Annotated in this window: 16 protein-coding genes; 5 read left to right on the forward strand and 11 right to left on the reverse strand. The window is 66.1% G+C overall.

What is annotated here, in order from left to right; translation table 11 throughout:
• Positions 1-651, forward strand: a 651-nt coding sequence (locus HUU99_RS07265; RefSeq protein WP_174285913.1) for an AAA family ATPase, incomplete at its 5' end; no start/stop codon positions are given.
• Positions 652-871: 220 nt separating this feature from the next.
• Positions 872-2,416: a sensor domain-containing diguanylate cyclase gene (locus tag HUU99_RS07270; RefSeq protein WP_174285914.1), complete on the forward strand. Its 1,545-nt coding sequence runs from the start codon at positions 872-874 to the stop codon at positions 2,414-2,416.
• Positions 2,417-2,443: 27 nt separating this feature from the next.
• Here the strand turns inward: HUU99_RS07270 and HUU99_RS07275 are convergent, their stop codons facing one another.
• From HUU99_RS07275 to HUU99_RS07315, 9 genes are all read right to left on the reverse strand, one after another.
• The gene (locus HUU99_RS07275) at positions 2,444-2,902 is read right to left on the reverse strand and encodes a hypothetical protein (protein ID WP_254603013.1); all 459 of its coding nucleotides are present in this window, start codon (positions 2,900-2,902) and stop codon (positions 2,444-2,446) included.
• Positions 2,903-2,959: 57 nt separating this feature from the next.
• Positions 2,960-3,511 (reverse strand): F0F1 ATP synthase subunit B family protein, encoded by a 552-nt coding sequence (locus HUU99_RS07280; protein ID WP_174285915.1) that lies wholly within the window; start codon positions 3,509-3,511, stop codon positions 2,960-2,962.
• Positions 3,512-3,523: 12 nt separating this feature from the next.
• The gene (locus HUU99_RS07285) at positions 3,524-4,009 is read right to left on the reverse strand and encodes a F0F1 ATP synthase subunit B family protein (RefSeq protein WP_174285916.1); all 486 of its coding nucleotides are present in this window, start codon (positions 4,007-4,009) and stop codon (positions 3,524-3,526) included.
• A 45-nt stretch (positions 4,010-4,054) separates the two neighbouring features.
• Positions 4,055-4,279, reverse strand: a complete 225-nt coding sequence (locus HUU99_RS07290; protein ID WP_174285917.1) for a F0F1 ATP synthase subunit C — start codon at positions 4,277-4,279, stop codon at positions 4,055-4,057.
• Positions 4,280-4,301: 22 nt separating this feature from the next.
• Complete coding sequence (locus HUU99_RS07295) at positions 4,302-5,051, reverse strand: F0F1 ATP synthase subunit A (protein ID WP_254603014.1); 750 nt, start codon at positions 5,049-5,051, stop codon at positions 4,302-4,304.
• A gap of 10 nt (positions 5,052-5,061) precedes the next feature.
• Positions 5,062-5,364, reverse strand: a complete 303-nt coding sequence (locus tag HUU99_RS07300) for an AtpZ/AtpI family protein (protein ID WP_174285918.1) — start codon at positions 5,362-5,364, stop codon at positions 5,062-5,064.
• 174 nt (positions 5,365-5,538) lie between these two features.
• Positions 5,539-5,910: a YdbL family protein gene (locus tag HUU99_RS07305; protein WP_375380044.1), complete on the reverse strand. Its 372-nt coding sequence runs from the start codon at positions 5,908-5,910 to the stop codon at positions 5,539-5,541.
• 8 nt (positions 5,911-5,918) lie between these two features.
• Positions 5,919-6,146, reverse strand: a complete 228-nt coding sequence (locus HUU99_RS07310) for a YnbE family lipoprotein (protein WP_174285920.1) — start codon at positions 6,144-6,146, stop codon at positions 5,919-5,921.
• Positions 6,143-9,310: an intermembrane phospholipid transport protein YdbH family protein gene (locus tag HUU99_RS07315; RefSeq protein WP_174285998.1), complete on the reverse strand. Its 3,168-nt coding sequence runs from the start codon at positions 9,308-9,310 to the stop codon at positions 6,143-6,145. The genes HUU99_RS07310 and HUU99_RS07315 overlap by 4 nt, the downstream gene beginning before the upstream one ends.
• 139 nt (positions 9,311-9,449) lie before the next feature.
• On the opposite strand from HUU99_RS07315, the gene radC reads away from it, so the two are divergent.
• Together radC and purB are read left to right on the forward strand one after the other, a co-directional pair.
• Positions 9,450-10,139 (forward strand): RadC family protein, encoded by a 690-nt coding sequence (radC, locus tag HUU99_RS07320; protein ID WP_174285921.1) that lies wholly within the window; start codon positions 9,450-9,452, stop codon positions 10,137-10,139.
• A 114-nt stretch (positions 10,140-10,253) separates the two neighbouring features.
• Complete coding sequence (gene purB / locus HUU99_RS07325) at positions 10,254-11,558, forward strand: adenylosuccinate lyase (RefSeq protein ID WP_174285922.1); 1,305 nt, start codon at positions 10,254-10,256, stop codon at positions 11,556-11,558.
• A 1-nt stretch (position 11,559) separates the two neighbouring features.
• On the opposite strand, the gene astD is transcribed toward purB, so the two are convergent.
• Together astD and HUU99_RS07335 are read right to left on the reverse strand one after the other, a co-directional pair.
• Positions 11,560-12,972 (reverse strand): succinylglutamate-semialdehyde dehydrogenase, encoded by a 1,413-nt coding sequence (gene astD, locus HUU99_RS07330; RefSeq protein WP_174285923.1) that lies wholly within the window; start codon positions 12,970-12,972, stop codon positions 11,560-11,562.
• A gap of 79 nt (positions 12,973-13,051) precedes the next feature.
• The gene (locus tag HUU99_RS07335) at positions 13,052-14,413 is read right to left on the reverse strand and encodes a protein adenylyltransferase SelO family protein (protein WP_174285924.1); all 1,362 of its coding nucleotides are present in this window, start codon (positions 14,411-14,413) and stop codon (positions 13,052-13,054) included.
• Between the two features lie 37 nt (positions 14,414-14,450).
• Between HUU99_RS07335 and HUU99_RS07340 the strand changes: the two genes are divergently transcribed.
• Positions 14,451-15,314, forward strand: a complete 864-nt coding sequence (locus HUU99_RS07340) for an alpha/beta fold hydrolase (protein WP_174285925.1) — start codon at positions 14,451-14,453, stop codon at positions 15,312-15,314.
• Positions 15,315-15,360: the final 46 nt, after the last annotated feature.

Here is a 15,360-nt window from a genome sequence, read left to right on the forward strand (position 1 = left end):
ACCGATGCGGTCGACCAGAACCCGCATTGCGTGCTGCTGCTCGACGAGATCGAGAAGGCGCATCCGGACCTGTTCAATATCCTGTTGCAGGTGATGGATAACGGTCGCCTGACCGACCAGCATGGCAAGTCGGTCGATTTTCGCAACGTCATCCTGATCATGACGACCAATGCCGGCGCATCCGACATGGCGCGCGAGACGGTCGGCTTCGGCAACCTGACTCGCGAGGGCGAGGACGAGCAGGCGGTGCAGAAGATGTTCACGCCCGAATTCCGCAATCGTCTGGATGCGGTGGTGCCGTTCGGCTACCTCCCGCCCGAGGTCGTCGCGCGCGTCGTCGACAAGTTCATCCTTCAGCTCGAACTCCAGCTGGCCGATCGCAGCGTCCACATCAATCTGGACGATGCGGCCAAGAGCTGGCTGACCGAGAAGGGTTACGACAAACTGTACGGCGCACGCCCGATGGGACGCTTGATCCAAGAGAAGATCAAGCAGCCACTCGCCGAGGAACTGCTGTTCGGCAAGCTCGTCCATGGTGGCGAGGTGACGGTCCGGATGAAGGACGGAGCGTTGTCCTTCGCGATCGAACCCGCCGCGCCGAAAAAGCCGAAAAAGAAGGGTGGCAAGCCCGAGACGGTGTCCGCCGAATAAAATGCCTCCACACCGGGCGGCGCGGATGTCGCCCGGTGGGTCACTTTGCAACGTTCACCAAAACTTTCCGCCACCGCGCCTAAGCCGATGCATGACATCGCGGCGTGCGTTATTTCTGATCTTCAGCTTTGCGGCATTTCTGTTCGGAGGCGTCTTCACGTCGTCGGCCCGGGCGACGCAGCTGCCGCTTCACCCCTGCATCATCCGCGCTGCGCCCGGCATGACCGCACGGGATCTGTTCGCGCGGCCGAACCGGTTCGATTGTACGACGCCGCAGGTTCGGTTCGGCAGCGGCGATTTCTGGCTGCTGTCCGAACCCCTACACCGTGGCCCGACGACGAACGATGTCGTCACCATGGCCAGCGGTTGGCAAGACGCGGTGACGCTCTACGTCCTGCGCGCCGACGGATCGATCGGCAGCGTCGGCGTCACGTCCCGCACGATCGGACCCCATCTCCGGCTCGGCCCGGTGGCCGCGCTGCCCATCCCCCCTGATTCATCGCCGCCGATGCGTGTGTTGTGGCATGTGCGCGGTGCAACGAATCTGCGGGGTGTTCTGCTGCGCCCTACGATCGGAACCGAAAACCAGGTTGCCGGCAGGGAGATCCGTCTGTCCGGTTTCTTCGGCGCGCTCGCCGGCATGGCAATCACCATGCTGATCGGCAATCTGGCCCTGTGGCGCGCGCTGCGACAGGCGTTCCAGCCCGCCTATTGCATACTTCTGCTGTGCATCATCGGCTATGGCGCGACATCGTCCGGCGCGCTTGGCGAATGGTTGCCGCAAGTGGACGACCATGATCGGATGCGGCTTGCCACGCTGTTTCTCGGCGCGAGCGGTGCGGCGATGATCTTCTTCGTGCGCAGTTTCTTCGAGCCAGCGGTGTTCGCCGGATGGCTGGATCGCGTCAGCCTGTCGGTGGCGGCCTGCGTCCTGGGCGCGGAAATGCTCTGCGCGATCCTCATCCCCTGGCACGCACGGCTGCTCGACCATCTGGGGCTGGGTGCATTCATTCTCATGATGCTCTTGTTCCCGGTGATCGCCTGGCGTGCGTGGCGAGAACGAAGCAAATATTTCTGGCTGTTCGCCGCGACATGGGGGGTGCCGATCGGCTTCGCCTGGCTCCGGATCGTGAAGATGCTCTCGATCGTCGATGGCGGGTTTCTCATCGAGAACGCGACGATCATCGCCATGGGCCTGGAGGCCGCTCTATCCGGTTTGGCGATCGCCTACCGCGTCTACCTGCTAAGCTGCGAACGCGATCAGGCACAGGCGCGTGAGCTGGTGGCACTGCAACTGGCGGAAATCGATCCGCTGACCGGGTTGCTGAACCGTCGCGCTTTCTTGTCGCGCGCGATCGGGCGGCCCGGCGAACATACGCTGCTGCTGGCGGATATCGATCATTTCAAGACCGTCAACGATACGATCGGCCACGACGGCGGCGACGAGGTGCTGCGGGTCTTCGCCCGCGCATTGCGCGCGGCGACTCCGGCCGATGCATTGGTATCGCGATTCGGCGGCGAGGAATTCGCGATTGTCGTGGCCGCGGATACCGACATCGCCGCGTCGGACATCCTGGATCGCCTTCGCCGCGAGCGCATGCCGTTCGATCTGCGCGTCACCGCCAGCATCGGCACCTGTGTCGGCATGCTGTCACGAGAAAGCGATTGGAACGCGCTCTACCGAAGCGCCGATCGTGCGCTGTTCGATGCCAAGGCGTCCGGCCGCGACCGTACCCGCGCCGCGCCCGCCCAAGCCGCCGCCTGACCGATGTCGCAAGCAAATGCGGGGCGATCAACGGCCGTTGTCGGCCCTGCGCGAAGTCGGGCTCCGCGGCACGGGCACCGGTGAACGTGCCAATACAGGCGATGGCGCGATTGCAGCCAGATCAGCCCCTGTCTTCGCCAATAGCGCATCGGTCATTTGACCGCCGGTCATCGGCTGGAATTGGCGCAGCGACATCGACTGGAACTTCGCCAGATTCGTATCCGTGCTGAGCCCCGGGAGGTCCGTGTCGAGAACGAGCTTCGCCTTCGGATCGGCGATGATCTGGCCGATCGGCGTATCGAGCGTAAAGACGGCCGGTACGGATGGTGGCGCGTCGGGATCGGATACGGCGGCAGGCGCGTTCGCCGCGGGCAGGTCAAGCGAGAAAGCCTTTGCGGCATCCGCGGCGCTCCGCTGATCGGCCTGTCCTCCCGAAAGAGATGACACCAGCATCAGCGCGGAGAACAGGGTCAGGTATATCGTCATTCCGACTGAACCGGCGAAACGCTCAGTGGTTGCATCCCGGCCAAGCCCGCCGGACCGTCAGTTGAGGCGGCCTAGCCCGGCGATAGCGCGGTCGACCAGCGCGCGGTCAGCGTCCGCACCGTGACGCTGCGCGATGATCGAAGCGGCGGCATGCACCGCGGCGTCGGCGGCACGACCGCGGACGTCGGCGATCGCCTGACGTTCCGCCGCGCCGATCTTGTCCTCCGCCATCTTGCTGCGCCGGGCGAGCAGGTCGGTCGCGTCGCTTTCCGCCTTCGCCAGCATGGTCCTGGCCTCCGCCTCGGCATGCGCGATAATGGCCGCGGCATCGCCGGCACTTGCTGCATCGCGGGCGTTGGCCTGTGCTAAAAGCGCTTCGGCTTCGGCGCGGATCGCCTTGGCTTCGTCAAGTTGGCGCTTGGTTTCGGCAATTCGCTGGTCAAGCGCGTCCGTCACCTTTTTCGGTGCCTTCGCGACGAAGATCGCGAGAAGTAAGAAAATTGTCAGGCCGACATAGACCCAACCTTCGGCTGAAAAACCGAGCAACGTCGGCCCTTCGCGTGACGCACCGTCGGCCTCGGTCAACGCGGTCATGTTGTGCTGTGCCATCCGTTCCGGTCCTTAGGCCATCGCCGCGCGGGTGGCATCGATTGCCACTTCACCAATCGGACGATGCCCGGTCAGCTTCTCGACGATATCAGCGGCAGCATCGGCTGTTGCCCCTTCGATTTCGCCGAGCGCACGAACACGTGCCGCACTGATCGCCATCTCTGCTTCCGCTGAACGCGCATCAAGCACGGTCTTGGAAGTTGCGCGTTTCGCTTCAATCGAGGACGAAGCCGAAACCTGGGCCGCCTGCAGAGTTGCACGTGCCGCATTCTGCGCGGCGGCCAGGCCTGCCTCATGCGCCGCCGCCATCCGATCAGCGTTGGCCTTTGCCGAATCCGCCGCCGCCAAATCCCCGGTCACCTGATGCTCACGTGCGGCCATCACCCGGCCCAGCTTGGGCAACGTCAACCGTACCACACCGAAATACAGAATGGCGAAAAACACCCCCAGCCATACGAGCTGCGGCCAGAAGACATGATGAAAGTCGAATTGAGGCATCGTGTCAGCCGATCCGGCAGGCGGGTAAGAAGACCCGCACGAGCATTACGAGAAGGCGAGCGCCAGCGCGACGACCGCAGCGATCAGGCCGAGCGCCTCGGTCACCGCGAAGCCAAAGATCAGGCGACCACCCATCTTCGCGTCCGCTTCCGGATTACGCAAAGCGCCGTTCAAATATTGGCCGAAAATCGAACCGACGCCGATCGCCGCCAAACCCGCGCCGATCGCCGCCAAGCCTGCGCCGATAACCCTTGCCGAACCAAGATCCATGATAAATCCTTTCAGTAACCAATTAGTGAAGATTGACCGCATCGTTCAGATAGATCGACGCGAGTAGAGCGAAGACATACGCCTGGACCACTGCGATCAATACCTCCAGTGCCGACAGCGCAACGTTGACGGCAAGTGGCAGGACGCCGAACACATAGGGCAAGGCACCGAACGAGCCGAGCGTAACGACGAAGGTTCCGAACACTTTCAACAACACGTGCCCGGCGGTCATGTTCGCGAACAGGCGAATGGCGAGCGTGAACGGTCGGCTGAGAAAGCTCAAAAACTCGATCGCAGCGACGAACACCGCAAGCGGGAAAAACGTATCTTTCGGCCAAAACAGGCTGAAGAAATGCAACCCGTGCTTAGCAAATCCAACGATGACGACGATCACGAACACCAGCAGAGCCAAGCCGAGCGTCACCGATATATGGCTTGTCGGTGTGAAAGCACCCACCCACGGGATGAGTCCGAGCAAGTTGCAGACCAAAACGAAAACGAAGATTGCGAACAACAAAGGCGCAAACTGCAGCCCTTCAGGCCCAACATTCTCACGAAGCATGTTACGCACGAAATCGTAGAGATATTCGACCGCGGCTTGCATCCGCCCTGGCACCAACTGGGGCTTCGCCGTGCCGATGAACAAAAAAGCTCCAATCGCCGCGGTCGCGATCGCCATCCATAGGGAGGAATTAGTAAAGGACAAATCGTAACCACCCGCATGAAGCGGCGTGATCGTCCTGATCGCAAATTGTTCCATTGGACTGGCCATATCCGTCGCCTTATTTCGCGCTATCGGAAGGATCGGCGAATTGTGCCGATGTCTTTGCCGCGCGGTAGACGCCCGCCACAAATCCCAGGATCAGCATGCCGATCATAACCCAAGGCTTCGTTCCGAGGCCGGCATACGTGTCGACCCCCCAACCTATCGCTGCCGAGACCAAGATCACGCTGACGAACTCGATACCAATGGCCCACCCCCGGCTTTCCGCCCGCCCTTCAGCAGACGTCACGCCGCCGCCCTGTGCTGCTTTGGCACGAGCGATTCGAGTGTCGAGGTCGTCGGTGCGGCGGTCGTCGGCCAAAAAAATGCTTCCCGATAAAGAAACGCCGCCGGCCCGGGGGGCGGCGACGAGGGCTCACGACGGGCGAACCCGTGCTGGGTGGCGTTTAGGAAACGGGTCGGGCCAAGTCAACCGTCGGGGGCCATGGCGTGTTCCTCGACCGCCATGCCGGGCTTGTCCCTGCCTCACGGATCATCAGATACACCGCGAATCGCGCTCCGGCGCGGCGGCGGTGCGGGTCTTCCATATGCCGTCAGGCGTCTTGTACTTCTCGCCCGGCCTCGTCTGCCCGATCAGGTTGCAGCCGCTGGCAAACGCCAGCTGCTCGACCGTCGCGCCGCTGGCCGTTGCTTTTTGCGTGTAGGCCGCCTTGCGCTGGATGTTGATGCTATTCACCAGCGCGCGATATTCGCCGCTGCCGGTGCCGACGAGGCCGAGATAGCCATCGGGCTGCTCGCCCACTTCGCCCGTGGACCGCGCGGCGGCATAGGCCGGGTCGCGCTGCGCCCAGGCGCTGCTCGCGGTAAGAGCCGACAGCGCCAGCGTGCCGGTAACGATGCCAACCATGATCTTCATCAGAAAATCCCCGGATTCTGCTGGATCAGCGCCTTCGCCGCGCCATCGAGACGATAGACCACTTGCTGCGTGACGTTGATGTTCAGGTTGATCTCGATGGGTTTGTCGGGCGCGGAGACGTTGACGCACCCGCCAAACCCTGCGCTCGCCAACACCGCCGCGATCGACCAGCGAACGCGCACGAAACTCGTGATCCTCTCCGGCTTCGTCAATCCTGTTTCGCTCATGGCACGGTCCTGCTTGCGGGGGGCTGAATGGGGGCCGGCACCGAACTCGATTGGGGCGCGGCCTGCTTTTCCTGTTCCTCGATCAGTGTCGGCAGATTGCGTTCGATCAGCCGTCGGGGATCGTAGAAGCTCGCCGCCGAATCGAGAAGCCCGCGAAACGGCGCGCGGATCGTGACGTTGAACACGAACGGCAGCCGCTGGAGACGACGGACGAGGAAATCGGCCTTCGCGCCCGCACCCTGGCTGACGCCCGCGAAGCGCACCGCGGTGACCATCTCGCCCGACAGCGGCCCGTTCATCGTGATCGACAGGCGCTGATAGCGAAGCGATTTCAGCGCCTGGAACGCCAGATCGCCCCAGAAGCCGAGGTCCTTCTGGCCGATCTCACCGACATAGGCGATGCCGCCCCCGCCGCCCCGGACGGTCAGTGTACCGCGTTCGATCCGACCGCCGCTTTCATTGAAGATCATCGGCAGTACGCCGTCGAACACCCCCGTCGCGTTCAGATTCTTGAAGTCGAACTGCAGGAGGAACTGGTCCGCCGCCGCACCGTCGACGCGTAAGGTGATCCGGCGTTCGACGGGCGGGGCGAAATCGAGCAAGGTCGGGTCGAGCGTCAGCGCGCCGCCTGCAAAGGGCCAGCGCGCGCTATCCACGACAATGCGCGAACCGGGCAAGGTCTGGTAGACGATGCGACCGTCATTGACCGCGATGCCGGGATTGATCGTGCGCACCGTCGCGACCTGACCTGGCGCGCTCTGCAGCGACAACAGGTCGGTGAAGACGATCTCCCCCGCCAGCCCCGTCACCGGTCCGAACGCCGCCGCCAGATCGAGCGCGCCGGTGCGGAACCGGCCCGTGCTGGTCACGCCGGTCCGCGACCAGGCGACATGCCCGGCACCGGCGATATCGCCCTTCACCGCCGCGATGACGCCGTAGGTCAGCGGGGTCAGCAGGTCGGGCTGGAACGTATCGGTAAAGGCCAGCGCCGGCACGGTCAGGTCCGCGGTGCCAGCGCCGGCGGACAGGTCGTGGCGGATCGCGACGTCCGCGACCTTCACACCACGCGTCGGTTCGTACAGGGTGCCCGTCGCATCGATCCGGCCGTTCGCCAGCGTCAGCACGACGCCTCGCGCGGAAAGCGGCTTGAACCGCGCATCCTTGTCCACGTCCGCGACGCCGAGCGTCCCACGGAGCGACAGAACCTTACCGGCGATACGCCAGTCGCCGGCTGCAGCCGACAGCGCCAACGGCACATCGGCGATCGTCCCCGCCCCGCCCGCGAACCGGCCGGCAACCCCGCCACCCGTCGCGGTTCCCGACAATTGCCCGAAATCCAGCTGCGTCCGCCGATCGCTCGGTCCCAGCAGCGCGTGGACGCCGTCGACCGCGAAGCCCCCGCCGGCCATCCGAAGCACCGCTTTATCCGTCACCAGCGAAAAGGGGCTTCCCCCGAGCGTTCCGGCGACCCGCACGGCGGCAAGCGCCGCGCCGCCGCCGACCCGGCCGCCCGCGACGTGGACCAGCGCACCATCGACCGGACACAGCGCGGTACGCACACTGCCGAGGACGAAGCCGGACAGCATCAGCCGATCGAAGCCGATCACCGTACAGCGATCGTCGACAAGCAGACCCGCCGCGCCCCAGCGGGCGTCGATCGGGATCGTCAACCCTGCCACCCGCCCCGACCCCACGGGGCCGGACAGCGTGGCACGGGTCGATACCCGCGTACCGCCACGACCGGCGACGAACGCGACCGGAGTCAGCGTCAGCCGCGCACCGCCCGCCGCATAGGGATCGACCGTCGCGGTGCCGCGAACGGGATCGTCCGCTTTCGCCTGATGAAGCGACGCGCGTATGCCGGGCACGCCACCGCCTGCGACGGCCAGATCGCCATCGATCGTGACGGCGCGTTTCGCGATATCGATTCGCACGCCATCCCCGCCCGACAGCGCCGCCCGAGCCCCGCTCGCGCTCGCCAGCCGGGCCGCTTCCACGCGGACGACACCCTGTCCATGCGCCCAGGCGAGCGCGACCTTCGCGGTGACGCTGACATCGCGCGCGGCTGCGGTGACGGCGTGTCCCGATGCGGCTACGAGAGGCGCGATCGGCGTTCCGGTGACACCGGATATCGCCGAGGCAATCGCGGTTTCGAGCGCGGTGCCCCATCCCTTTTCCCCTCCCCGGCGAAGGACATTCGCGACCGTAACGGTCCCGTCGAATGCACGCGTTCCGCCGACCCTGTACGCCCCCGCAACCGCGACTCGGCCTGCGCCCATCGACCCCTCCCTCGGCGCGATGAGCGACACCGCGACCCGCCCCCGAGTCTGCGCCGCGGTGCCGTCGAACGACACATCGCCGTGCGCACGCTGCGCCGCATAGCCCGTCGCATCGAGCCGCCCGGTCGTCAGCACCGCGCGTCCCGTCCACCGACTGAGATCGGCGGTGAGCGTGGTGTCGAGATCCGCAGCGATGCCCCCTGCCCGGCCGTCGGCGCACGCGATTCCGCCGACACGCACCGGGCCGCGTAGCGTCGGTCGTCCCGCGATCGTGACGACACGCAAGGCCGCGGCGACCTGCGTCCCGGCGCAACCCGCAGCGGCCATGCGATCGGATACCGCCGCTACCGTCCCGCGGAACCCGTCGTCGAGCCGCCCGGACCCGGCGATCTTCACGCCAACGACCCCCGCCTGCGTCGCCAGCCGCATCCGCGCGTCGGCGATGGCGACATAGATCGCCGGCAACGCGAAGCGCTGGCCCGACCCGGCCGGCAGCAAGCGATCGATCGTACCGAGCGAAACACGACCGCGAACCACGGTTCCGCGGAGGCGAACATGACCGACCCGCAATCCCGTCACCCGCGCGCCGCCGAACCCGATCGCGGTCTCGGTCTCGATCCAGTCGGCGACAAGATCGGGCCGCGCCGGGTCGCCGATGACGACATTCGTCAGCCGCTGATGCCCGGGCCCCAAAGCCGCCAGCGTATAGCGCGCCGGGACACCTGCCGCCGCGAGCGTCCGCGCGATATAGCCCTCCGCGATCGGCTTGCGGTCGATCCACAGCAGGAGGAGCGCACCGAGCAGGATCGCCGCGACGACGATCGCCGCGCGCGCCGCGCGACGGAAAGCCGGGCGATACGGGATCGGTGGCGCGTCGGGGCGCATGTCGCTCACTCGCCCGCTCCCGGTCGTTACTCGATCGTCACTTAGGCGGCGCGGCAGTGCAGTGGCAACCGCGTGCGATCGGATCGGAATCCGATCCATCATGGTCCCTGCCGGCCCGAAGGACGCTAGCTTCGCCCGTATGAGCGAAGCCGATCCCACGGACGATCATGCCGGCCACCGCGCCCGGCTGCGACGGCGGCTGTTCGACGGACGCGGCGACTCGCTGCTCGATCACGAGCTGATCGAATATCTGCTCGCCACTGCGATCCCCAGGCGCGATACCAAGCCGCTCGCCTGGGCGTTGCTGCGCGAATTCGGCGGGATCGGCGGCGTGCTGACCGCCGATTCGGATGCGTTGTCACGCGTGTCCGGCATGGGGGAGACGTCGATCGCCGCGCTGAAAATCGCACATGCCGCCGCGATCCGCCTGCTGCGCGACGGGATTACCGCGCGCCCCATCCTCGCCAATTGGCAGGCGCTGCTCGATTATCTGCGCGCGGACATGGTCCATCACGCGATCGAACGGTTCCGCGTCCTCCACCTCAACACCCGCAACATGCTGATCCGCGACGAGATGATGAGCGAAGGCTCGATCGATCAGGCCGCGGTGCACGTCCGCGAGGTGATCCGCCGCGCGCTGGAGCTGGGTTCGGCCTCGATCATCCTTGTCCACAATCATCCCTCCGGCGATCCCGCACCCAGTCGCGCCGACATCCAGATCACCCGCCAGATCGAGGAGGCGGGCAAGCGCCTCGGCATCGCGGTCCACGACCATCTGGTGATGGGCGCGAACGGGCATGTGAGTCTGCGGGCGCAAGGACTGATTTGAGGCTTCTGCTAACTCCTCCCCGGGACGGGGAGGAATGAGCGGCGTCCCGCCCGCGATTGTCCCCGAACCCCCACGCTGCTACCCGCCGCGCCTTACCGCAACCGAAAGCACATCATGGTCCCCCGCTATGCCCGCCCCGCGATGACCGCGATCTGGACACCCGAAGCGCGGTTCCGAATCTGGTTCGAGATCGAGGCGCATGCGACCGACGCGCTGGCCGAGCTGGGCGTCGTACCGAAATCCGCAGCGAAGGCGTTGTGGGACTGGTGGGCGACCAACCCCGCGATCGACGTCCCCGCGATTGACGCGATCGAGGCGGTGACCAAGCACGACGTCATCGCCTTCCTGACATGGGTCGCGGAACAAGTCGGCGACGAAGCGCGCTTCATGCATCAAGGGATGACATCGTCGGACGTGCTCGACACTTGCCTCGCGGTGCAACTAGCGCAGGCGAGCGACGTGCTGATTGCCGATATCGACGCTCTGCTGGCAGTTCTGAAACGCCGTGCGATCGAGCACCGGCTGACCCCGACGATCGGGCGCAGCCACGGCATCCACGCCGAGCCCGTCACCTTCGGGCTAAAGATGGCGCAGGCCCATGCCGAGTTCGCGCGTAATCGCGAGCGGCTGGTGACGGCACGCGCGGATATCGCGACCTGCGCGATCTCGGGCGCGGTCGGCACGTTCGCCAATATCGATCCGCGTGTCGAGGAGCATGTCGCGGCGAAGATCGGCCTGTCGGTCGAACCCGTCTCCACTCAGGTCATCCCGCGCGACCGGCATGCGATGTTCTTCGCCACGCTCGGCGTCGTCGCCTCCTCGATCGAACGCCTCGCGACCGAAGTCCGCCATTTGCAACGCACCGAGGTGCTGGAGGCGGAGGAATATTTCTCGCCCGGGCAGAAGGGTTCGTCCGCGATGCCGCACAAGCGCAACCCCGTGCTGACCGAGAACCTGACCGGCCTCGCGCGCATGGTGCGCGGCTATGTCACCCCCGCGCTAGAGAATGTGACGCTATGGCACGAGCGCGACATCAGCCATTCGTCGGTCGAACGCTATATCGGCCCCGACGCGACGATCACGCTCGATTTCGCGCTAGCCCGGCTGACGGGGGTTATGGACAAGCTCGTCGTCTATCCCGAACGGATGCTGAAGAATCTGAACAAGATGGGCGGCCTTGTCCATTCGCAGCGCGTGCTGCTGGCGCTGACGCAAGCCGGGGTCAGCCGCGAGGATTCGTACCGGCTGGTCCAGCGCAACGCGATGAAGGTCTGGGATTCGGACGGCGCGCTGTCGTTGCTGGAATTGCTGAAGGCCGACCCGGAGGTAACGCTGAGCGATGCCGAGTTGGAGGACAAGTTCGACCTGGGATATCATCTGCGCCACGTCGACACGATCTTCGCGCGCGTGTTCGGGTAGCCTACTCGTCCCTTAGCCCGATGCCGATGCTTGCCCGCGCCGAATCCGCCTCGCTCGACACCACTGGATAGGCACAATAGTCCGCGGCGTAATAGGCGCTCGGCCGGTGGTTGCCAGACCAGCCGGTCCCGCCGAACGGTGCGTTCGATGCCGCGCCGTTGGTCGGTTTGTTCCAATTGACGATCCCCGCCCGCGCGTCCGACCAGAACCGGTCGTACAGCGCGGGCGTCTGGCTGACGAGGCTGGCGGACAGGCCGTAGCGCGTGTCGTTCGCCTCGGCGATCGCGGCGTCGAAATCCTGGACGCGGATCACCTGCAGGATCGGGCCGAACAATTCGATGTCCGGCCGTTCCGGCATGTCGGTCACGTCGATCATCGCCGGAATCAGGAACGGCTTGTCGGGAACCGGCCGCTCCAGATGGCGGAGCGGACGACCGCCGCGCATCATCAGCGCCAGGAAGCTTTCGGTCAGCTGGTCCGCCGCCTCGTTGTCGATCACCGGCCCCATGAAGGGCGCTGGGTCGTCGTGCGGGCTACCTACGATCAGCCGGTCGATGATGGTGTTAATCGTCGCGACCAGCGGCTGCGCCATCGCATCGTCCACGATCAGCCGCCGCGCCGCGGTGCAGCGCTGGCCCGCGGAGGTGAAGGCGGACTGCACCACCAGCACCGCGGCGGTGTAGAGATCGGGCGTGTCCCACACCACGATCGGATTGTTGCCGCCCATCTCGAGCGCCAGGATCTTTTCGGGCTTGGTCGCGAACGCGCGGTTCAGATTGATACCGGTCCGTGCGGACCCGGTGAACAACAGCCCGTCGATCCCCGGATGCGCCGCCAGCGCCTGCCCCTCCGCGGGCCCGCCGATCACGACGCGGATACATCCCTCCGGCACGCCTGCGGCGCGGTAGCATTCGATGAGGAACGCACCCGAAGCCGGCGTTTTCTCCGACGGTTTGAAGACCACGGCATTCCCGGCGAGCAACGCGGGGACGATATGACCGTTGGGCAGATGCGCCGGGAAGTTATATGGCCCCAACACCGCGAGCACGCCATGAGGCTTGTGGCGAAGCGCGATCCGGCTGCCCATCGACGCGTCGATCCGGCGTTGCGAGGTGCGTTCGGCATAGGCGGTGACCGATATGTCGACCTTGGCCACGACCGATGCGACCTCGCTCCGCGCCTCCCACAGCGGCTTGCCCGTCTCGCGCGCGATCAGATCGGCGAAGGCTTCGCTGCGCTGACGGACGACATTGGCGAAGCGGCGCAGCGTCTCGACGCGCACGGTCAACGGCAACGCCGCCCAGGGTGCCCAGGCAGCGCGGGCCAGACCGACCTCATGATCGGGATCGCTGACCGGATTCCGCCAGAGAAGCGCACCGGTCGCGGGTTCGTGCGAGAGCATCTCGTTGGCCATGCGCGCCGAACTAGGCGAATGGCGGTTGAGCGGCAAGATGGCGACACAGACACCTTATCCCTCCGCTGGCGCGTGCGAATTATCGGGCCAGCGCGGCCCCCATTTCCCGGATCGCCGCCACTTTCGCCGCCAGTATCGACCAGTCGTCCCGCTCCGCTATCCCCGCCCAGATCGCCTCGACCTCGTCGATCAGCATCGAACAGGGCTCCCCCGACCAATAGGGATGCGACCGGTCGTTGCGCGGCATGTAAGCGGCAAGTGCCGCGCGAACCTCGGCCCACGCATCGCCATATTCCTCCGGCAACACGCCGCCGAACGCATCGAAGAAGAACCGGTCGATCCCGACCCCGGTCGTCCGCAACGCGCGCTCGACCGTCTGGACCAGCGCGCGGTCCCCCTCGCCGTCACGCCCGACGACACCGAGCCGCCACAGGATCGCCGCCGCCACCGCTTCCTGATAGCGCGCCGGAAACGCCTCCAGCGCCGCGACCAGCGGGCCGCTGTCCGCGATCAGCCGCAACGATGACGCCAGCTGCATGACGTCCCAGTGGATCGCTTCCGGCTGACGCCCGAAGGCGTACAGCCCGTCGCGATCGAAATAGGCCGCGACGAACCCCGGGTCCCAGGTCGGGGCGAACCGCCACGGGCCGTAATCGAAGCTTTCGCCGGTCACGTTGATATTGTCCGAATTCAGCACGCCATGCACGAACCCGGCGGCCATGTACGACGCCGCGAGCGTCGCCGCGCGGTTGACGACCAGCGTGAGCAGCCGCGCCGGATCGTCGCCCGGTTCGTCGTACAGCCAGCCCAGCACATAGCCGACCAGCCGCCGCATGTTCGCTTCGTCGCGCAGATACGCCAGCCGCTGGAACGTGCCGATACGGATATGCGAATGGCTGAGCCTGACCATCACCGCGCCGCGGGTCGGGGACGGCTCGTCGCCGCGATCCAGCGCCTCGCTCGTCTCGATCAGCGACAGCGTGCGGCTGGTCGGTACGCCGAGCGCCTCCAGCATTTCGGTTGCCAAAATCTCACGTACGCCGCCTTTAAGCGTCAGCCGGCCGTCGCCCGACCGGCTCCATGGCGTCCGGCCCGACCCCTTGGTACCAAGGTCCATCAGTCGGCCGTCCCGCCCGCGCATCTGCGCGAAGGTGAAGCCGCGACCGTCGCCGATATCAGGATTGTACACGCGGAACTGGTGCCCGTGATAGCGCAGCGCCAGCGGCTGCGGCAGCGTATCCGGCAACGGATCGAACCGGCCGAAATGGCGCACCCACGCGTCGTCGGTCAACCCCGCCAGCCCGATCTCGGCCGCCGCCCGGTCGTTGCGGAAGCGTAGCCGCGCATCGGGGAAATCCGCTGCGACGACCAAGTCCCACATATCGGGACCTAGCGAGCGGATTATGGTCTCGGGGCGATAGGCTTGCGGGTCGATCGGCATCCCGCGATATGGCGGACGTACGCCCAAGGACGCAACCGTGGCCGCCTATCAAAACCTCTATTGGTGGTCGAACGACGGGTTGCGGCTACATGCGCGCGATTATCCGGGTGGCGACGGCGGAGGCCGGCCACCGATCCTGTGTTTGCCGGGGCTGACCCGGAACGCGCGCGATTTCGACGGGCTGGCGGCGAGGCTCGCCGGGCGATGGCGAGTCATCGCGCTCGATTTCCGGGGCCGGGCGGAGAGTGCTTATGCCAAGGACGCGATGACCTACGTCCCGTTGACCTATGTGCAGGACGTCGCCGCCCTGCTCGCCGCGCAATCAATCGACCGGTATGTTGCGATCGGCACGTCCCTGGGCGGAATCGTCACGATGCTGCTTGCAGGCGCCGGCAGCGGCGGCATCGCCGGGGCGGTGCTGAACGATATCGGGCCGGAGATCGAGGCGGCGGGGCTCGCGCGGATCCGCGGCTATGTCGGCAAGGCGAGCGCGTTCCCCACTTGGGAGCATGCGGCACGTCATCTCGCCGGGAGCCAAGGTGATATCTATCCCGACTGGGCGATCGAGGATTGGCTGGCGATGGCCAAGCGGCTGTACCGCCTGAACGGCGCGGGGCGGGTCGTGCTCGATTACGATCTGAAGATCGCGGAGCCGTTTCGCGCGGCGGGCGCTGAGGCCGGTCCCGACATGTGGCGCGCATTGTCGGGGCTGCGCACCGTGCCGACGGCGGTCGTGCGCGGCGGGCGGTCCGACGTGCTGAGCGCGACGACCGCCGACCGGATGGCCGCGACCTTGGATCGAGGGTTGCTGGCCACCGTGCCGAGCGTCGGCCATGCGCCGCTACTGACGGAGCCCGAGGCGCAGGAGGCGATCGATGCGTTGCTGGGCCGGGTTCTCTGACCTCCCCTCCCGTTTAGGGCAGGGGATTGAGGGGTGGGCGCTCCCT

The sequence above is a fragment of the Sphingomonas bacterium genome (genome assembly GCF_903642285.1).
Classification (GTDB): domain Bacteria; phylum Pseudomonadota; class Alphaproteobacteria; order Sphingomonadales; family Sphingomonadaceae; genus Sphingomonas.